The 6,294-nt window shown below is 47.0% G+C and carries 5 protein-coding genes; 2 read left to right on the forward strand and 3 right to left on the reverse strand.

Annotated elements, in window-relative coordinates; all coding sequences use genetic code 11:
- The first annotated feature begins 144 nt into the window (after nt 1-144).
- Nucleotides 145-489 carry a hypothetical protein gene (locus tag QUA10_RS10580; RefSeq protein WP_333080265.1) on the forward strand — a complete coding sequence of 115 codons (345 nt, stop codon included), beginning with the start codon at nt 145-147 and terminating at the stop codon, nt 487-489.
- On the opposite strand, the gene QUA10_RS10585 is transcribed toward QUA10_RS10580, so the two are convergent.
- Nucleotides 486-1,478: a YdcF family protein gene (locus QUA10_RS10585; protein WP_333080264.1), complete on the reverse strand. Its 993-nt coding sequence runs from the start codon at nt 1,476-1,478 to the stop codon at nt 486-488. The two genes, QUA10_RS10580 and QUA10_RS10585, sit on opposite strands and share 4 nt — an antisense overlap.
- Nucleotides 1,479-1,832: 354 nt before the next feature.
- On the reverse strand, nt 1,833-3,320 hold the full coding sequence (gene pap, locus QUA10_RS10590; RefSeq protein WP_333080263.1) for a polyphosphate:AMP phosphotransferase: 1,488 nt from the start codon (nt 3,318-3,320) through the stop codon (nt 1,833-1,835).
- Nucleotides 3,321-4,068: 748 nt separating this feature from the next.
- Here pap and QUA10_RS10595 point away from each other — a divergent pair.
- Nucleotides 4,069-5,028 (forward strand): GNAT family N-acetyltransferase, encoded by a 960-nt coding sequence (locus QUA10_RS10595; protein WP_333080262.1) that lies wholly within the window; start codon nt 4,069-4,071, stop codon nt 5,026-5,028.
- A gap of 142 nt (nt 5,029-5,170) precedes the next feature.
- Here the strand turns inward: QUA10_RS10595 and QUA10_RS10600 are convergent.
- The coding region (locus tag QUA10_RS10600; protein ID WP_333086238.1) for a calcium-binding protein at nt 5,171-6,294 on the reverse strand (1,124 nt) is incomplete at its 5' end.

Below are 6,294 nucleotides of genomic sequence, written 5' to 3' on the forward strand. Positions count from 1 at the left end.
CAGATTCTTATGTTTAAGCCCCAGCAAGGGGCGGGGTGGATATTTAACTTAATTCTTTCAGAGTTCGCAAAATCCTGTCCGGAAAACCCCCGAACCTTTAAGAATGTACTATCCAACCGGATTCACCAAAACCAGGATAAAAAAATGGCAGATGAAGCGAAAGCAGAAGCACCAAAGCCCGCTCCCATGATTTTTAAGGGTGTGTGCAAGGAGGGAGTTCTCAAAGGCAAAGAAATTGAAGGCAAACTAGATATCAAAGTCAACGTCGAATCTGTCACAACCCCAGAAGCACCGCCCAAAAAATCCGAGTGGGAGCCAGTTATCTTTTGGGTATTGTTTGCATTCATGGCAAACTTGATTGTCGGCGATCCTGCCGGAATGAGAAAAAAATACAGCTCCCCACAAAGGTCTCATTCTCATCAGATGTTAAACCAATCTGGGGAGCAGTCGCTGTTGCCTAAGAAAAACACCAGCAACTTGCCACTTTAGGCTCTGGGAGCCTGCCAGCCGCGCAAATAGTAATAAAAAGACCCGAAATATTCATCGAATACTCGCGTCGTAGTTACCAAAGCTTCTGCACTAGGCAGAAAATCTCCCGCGTCTAAGCGGAGTCTGGATTTTCCTCCTGATGTGGGTTGAAAAGTGTAGAAGTCGGTAGCCCTAGGAATCACCTGGATTCCCATATTCGCAAAAGCGAGGCTGGCACGGCGCATCTGAATCGCAGATGTTACCAGGATTACTTTGCGCGGGACGCCACGGCTGTCGAGTATCTTTCTCACTTCTTGGGCGCTGGTGCGTATGTTGCTGCCGTTATCGTCGAGAACAATACTGCTGCGCGGCACGCCCATGTTGTTTGCCAGCAAAGTCTCGATATCCTTCGCTTCCCCAACATAACCCTCCAACTCTGGTCTGGGGCCAGCGGTAACGATAACCATCGGTGCCACTTTTTGGCGGTACAAAACGGCAGCATAGGGCAAGCGATTACCTGTATCTGTCAGTTGAATCGCTACTCGGTTGGGGATGTGAGGCTGAGTGGTTCCCTTGCCTAGGAGAACTATCGCCGCGGCAGTTTCATCGCAGCAAGCTGTGCGGACGGCAGCAGCGGCGTCCCGTTCTGCTTGGTCGGCGAACCAGTAAGCGACAACTGGCATACTCGAAAGGATCAAAACTAGCAGCGCTGCCAGGATCATTCTCGGCGCCGGGTTGCGGATGCCCCCGTTCGTGATCAGCGCCGATGCAATCACCAGCAGAGTGATGGAAAAACCCAGCGGCTTAAAGAAGAAGGCTATGAGCCCGAAAATCGCTGCTCCGACTGGTGTGTCTGGCGCAAAAAAAGCCAGGAACAAAAGGCTGATCAGCAGCAAAACGCGCAGTCGGTCTAATAACGGATTGTCTTTACCTCCTGATTGATCCCACCACGATTTGATCAGTGAGAACAGGAGGAATAGAAATAGAATGCGAGCTAACAGTTCTGGCATCTTGCAATATTCTGTGTCTTCATAAATTAGTACGGAAGTGTGGAAACGAGCGCGAATTTAGCTGCGGGAGGAAATACGGGCATCGGTGGGTTTTTAACTTTCGCGAATAACGCAGTCCGATCGCATTTATTCTGATGCTCGATTCCGGTCAGCTATCAACTATTGGTTGCAGGGTGCAAGCCCGCTACTTCCAGTCACAGATTGCTGACTGTTAATTGGTAATTGATAACTGGTAATAGTTGATTGGTAATTGGTAATGGATCGAGGACGCCGCAGGTGGAATTGACAATTCAAGCCTGCTTTGTTCTGCCTACTTTTTTCCCCATTACCTGTTACCGATTCACCAATCCCAATTTATCGGCGCTTCAGTTGATTCCGAATTGCCTGCGTTACCGTTTGAATTACTTTAACACGAGCATAATACTTGTTATTGGCCGCAATTAGCGTCCAGGGAGCAGCCGGCGTGCTGGTGCGCTGAATCATTTGATTCACCGCTACTTCATAATAATTCCACTTTTCCCGATTCCGCCAATCTTCCTCGGTGAGTTTGTATTGTTTAAATGAATTGTTTTGCCGCTCTGTAAACCGCTTTAGTTGCTCGTCAGGACTGATGTGCAGCCAGAATTTAACTAAGACACAACCGAAACTGGTGAGTTGCTCCTCAAATTCGTTGATTTCCTGATAAGCTCGGCGCCATTCGGGTTCGGTGGCAAATCCTTCGACTCGCTCGACGAGCACTCTACCATACCAACTTCGATCGCAAATGCTGATTTTACCAGCAGTTGGCAGCCGCTGCCAGAACCGCCAGAGGTATTGGTGGGCTTTTTCTTCGTCTGTCGGCGCCCCAAAGGCATTAACGGTGTAACTACGGGGGTCTAATACATCCGTCAAGCGTTTGATTGCTCCTCCTTTACCGGCGGCGTCCCAACCTTCAAACAGCACTAACACGGGGATTTCCTCTTCGTAGATACTTTGTTGCAGTTTCCCAAAACGGGTTTGTTCCTCGCGAAGTTGCTGTTTGTATTCGTCGGGCGACAACGATTGAGTTAAATCTACTTGGGCCAGCAAGTCGGGTTCAGTAGGTTGTAAGTGTTCTTGATGCGGCAATTGTATCGGTGCTGATTGCATCGTTCGTCTGTCTAAGGCTTCTGTAATTGTCGCTGCCATTTGCGTTAAAACTTTGACTCTCGCCCAGCGCTGACAATCGCCTTCTACTAGCGTCCAAGGTGCCGGGCCCGTGCCGGTTTGGGCTACCATTTCTTCGGCAAAAGTTGTGTATTCTTCGTATTTTTTGGCTTGTTTCCAATCTTCGGGTCGCACTCGCCAAGCTTGTAAGGTGTCGTCTTCTAGTTTTTTGAGCCGATGCTTGAGTTCTTTTTTGCTCAAGTGAATCCAAAATTTGGCAATTGCGGCGCCGTCATCAACCATCTGCCGCTCGAAGGCATTGATTTGCCTGATGACTGTGGGTACTTGGGCGTCGGAGACTCGATCGAACAATCGGTCTTCTAAAATGTGAGTGTACCAACTGTGGTAGAAAAAACCAATTTTGCCGCGGGCGGGGAGTTTCTGCCAAAACCGCCACAGGAAAGGATAGCCCATTTCTGCATCTGACTGCGGCCAAATCGGGTGGACGGCAAACCCCCGCGGGTCCATGTACCCTACCATTTGTTTGACTAAAGCACCCTTGCCGGCAGCGGCCCAGCCTTCGAGAACGATAATTGCGGGCAATTTTTTTTCCCAGCAGGCCAGTTGGAGCGATCGCAACTGTTGCATTAAAATTTCTATCTTGGCATCATAGGTTTCTTTATCCAGGGAGATATCTAAATCGAGGTTGTCGAGCATATTTACCTCATATTAATCTGTAAAAAACAGTTTAACGTTAGTTTAACGTTAGGATAAAATTAAATCCTCAACTCAGGGAAAAACGTTATAAAAATTACAGTTACGGCTGGTTAAAAGCCGGAGCGCTCCTGCAATCAAATGCCAGCCTCGTTAATACTAGCAACATTCCCTCGATTTCCAAGTTGCAAAAAAAAACAGCTCAGGTTATAGTTGAAATAGGCAACTTTTAAATAAGTTCAACTTCTCCCCTCCGCCGATCGGGCGAGTTAACAGGAGGAGCCAAAAATCCCTGAAAAAGGATTTCTTGTAAAAAGAGCAAAAGTAAAAATTAACTACCCGGTGGGGGTGACAACTTCTTTACTTAGCTGTAGAAACTTTATTCAAACAATAGTAGTTACTTAAGCACCAAGCTTGGTAACGAAAGAGAGCGCGACTCATCGACATCCAGCCATAAACTTACCTACAAAACTAGCCCAAAAGGCAAACCAATTTTTATGATTGCGCTATAAGATAAAACCTGAAAGCCTGGGTGATATAAACAGGTTTCTGAGTTTTATCGACACCATTCTCCAATACTAAAAACAGTTTAGATGCGGGCTCGCGTGCTCGCCCCACAAGAGTATTTATTTCTTGTGGAACAGGTCGAAAAGCCTGTTGCTGACGTTTGTCCAAAATGTCTGAATTACTGTACTTGTTTGCCAATACCAACTAAGAGGAACAGTCCGAAATTACGGATTGCAAGTTTTTCATGAATATCTTGACAACACGCTCCTACAAGGGCGAAACTGACTGGTGCGCGATCGCAAATTTGATCGATGCTTGCGAAGCCGTAGATAGACTCGGCGAAGAAGTCTCAGCAACTGAACTTAAGCTAATACTTGATGCACCCAAACTCGATCAAGCCCGCGACGTGCAGTTGTGGGAAGATGGTAATTACCAACTAATCGGTTTGTCACTCCTAGATATGCCAGATTTGCCAGAGGAAATAGACGCTTGTCTCTGGTTTTACGTGCATCCAAATGTGCGCGGCGCAGGTTTGGAAAAAGATATTATTAAATGGGGAGAAAAGCGACTGCGTGAAGTCGCGAAAGAACGGAATTTACCTGCAAAATTGCGTACCTACAGCCGCGAGGACAAAACCGATGAGATGCGGCTGTTAGAAAAACAGGGCTTTGAGGTCGATCGCTATTTTTGGACAATGGCCCGATCCCTCGCCGAACCCATACCAAAACCCGAATTTCCCGCAGATTTTGCGCTGACACACGTATCAGGAGAACAAGACATCCAACCCTGGGTAGAGATGTTCAACCAGTCATTTATCGATCACTGGAATCACCACGATTTAACTGCGGAAACGGTGCGTTACTGGATGCAAGATGCCAATTATCAGCCGGAATTAGACTTAATTGCTGTTTCGGGCGATCGTAAATTTGCAGCTTTCTGCGATTGTCAAATCAAACCCCAAAAAAACGCCCACAGCGGCACAAAAGACGGCTGGATTGAATTGTTGGGTACGCGGCGCGACTTTCGGAAAATGGGTTTAGGAAAAGCGATGCTTTTAGCTGGTTTGCATAAGTTGAAAGCAGCGGGTGCAAACACAGCTAAACTCAGCGTTGATGCTGACAGTTTGACAGGCGCGACAAAGCTTTACAAATCTGTCGGTTTCCGCCCGATGGAAACTTGGATAGAGTGGGCTAAGACAGTTTAGAAAAGGTTGGCAGTGAAGGGGAGAATCCCGACTGCTTAAAGAAGTCGGGGTTCTCAAGTGCGATCAAATTTTGCGATCGACTTTTGGGTCAAGTACGATCGCCCTTTTGGATCGAAGGGGCGATCGTACTTTTCTTGATTTCCTAAATCAACTGGAAATTAGCCGATGTAATCGTATTGGCACTCACTCCAATCATCACACCTAACTCCTCTCCTGTCAAGACATTTTTGATGAGAGTTCCCTGAGTATTTTGAGTTATTGCTAACTGACCAAAACTCAAACCTCCGCTTAATCCAATCAAGTCTTGACCGATGGTAAAATCAGCGATGATATCAAATCCTTGACCAGCTTTTAAGACAAAGATATCGTTAGCGCTACCGCCAATCAAACTATCATTGCCTAAGTCTCCGTAAAGGATATCAGAGCCTTTTCCCCCCAGGAGAGTATCATTATCTTCCCCTCCATAAAGAGTATCATTTCCTTCACATCCTCCCAGGATATCGGCTGCTTCGTTACCGCTAATTAAGTCATTACTTTCACCGCCGCAGATAGTATCCGAACCTAACTGTCCAAACAGGTAGTCATCACCTTGACTACCAAGCACGATGTCATTTCCTTTGCCTCCAAATAAGGTGTCATTATCCTTGCCACCATCGATGAAGTCATCATCTTTATTGCCAAGAATGATGTCATTACCTTCGCGGCCATGTAAGGAGTCATTGCCTTTGCCTCCGAAGATTAAATCGTTGCCCAATTCGCCAAGAACGATGTCGTTTCCTTCATCTCCATAGAGGATGTCGTCACCTTTGCCTCCGGTGATGAAGTCGTTGCCTTGGTTGCCATTAAAGATGTCGTTGCTGGCACCACCATATAAGTTGTCATTCCCGGATTTGGCATCGAATATATTGCCGTTGTTACTGCCTAGAAATTCATCGTTTTGGGCAGTGCCTATTTGAATGGACGATACACCAAGTATGGTGTTTTCAACTGAGTTAGGTTGGTTTAAGTTGGGATAGGCAATGTCATCGCAGATGCAGTCGTCATTGGGGATGTTGTTGGTTGTTGGTGTTGGCGTTACCGATGGTGTTGGCGTTACCGATGGTGTTGGCGTTACCGATGGTGTTGGCGTTACCGATGGTGTTGGCGTTACCGATGGTGTTGGCGTTACCGATGGTGTTGGCGTTACCGATGGTGTTGGCGTTACCGATGGTGTTGGCGTTACCGATGGTGTTGGCGTTACCGATGGTGTTGGCGTTACCGATGGTG

The organism is Microcoleus sp. Pol8_D6 (assembly GCF_036700965.1).
GTDB lineage: Bacteria > Cyanobacteriota > Cyanobacteriia > Cyanobacteriales > Microcoleaceae > Microcoleus.

Coding starts and splice junctions, on each gene's coding strand:
- QUA10_RS10580 (WP_333080265.1), top strand. CDS start 145: ATGGCAGATGAAGCGAAAGCAGAAGCACCAAAGCCCGCTCCCATGATT.
- QUA10_RS10585 (WP_333080264.1), bottom strand. CDS start 1,478: ATGCCAGAACTGTTAGCTCGCATTCTATTTCTATTCCTCCTGTTCTCA.
- pap (WP_333080263.1), bottom strand. CDS start 3,320: ATGCTCGACAACCTCGATTTAGATATCTCCCTGGATAAAGAAACCTAT.
- QUA10_RS10595 (WP_333080262.1), top strand. CDS start 4,069: ATGAATATCTTGACAACACGCTCCTACAAGGGCGAAACTGACTGGTGC.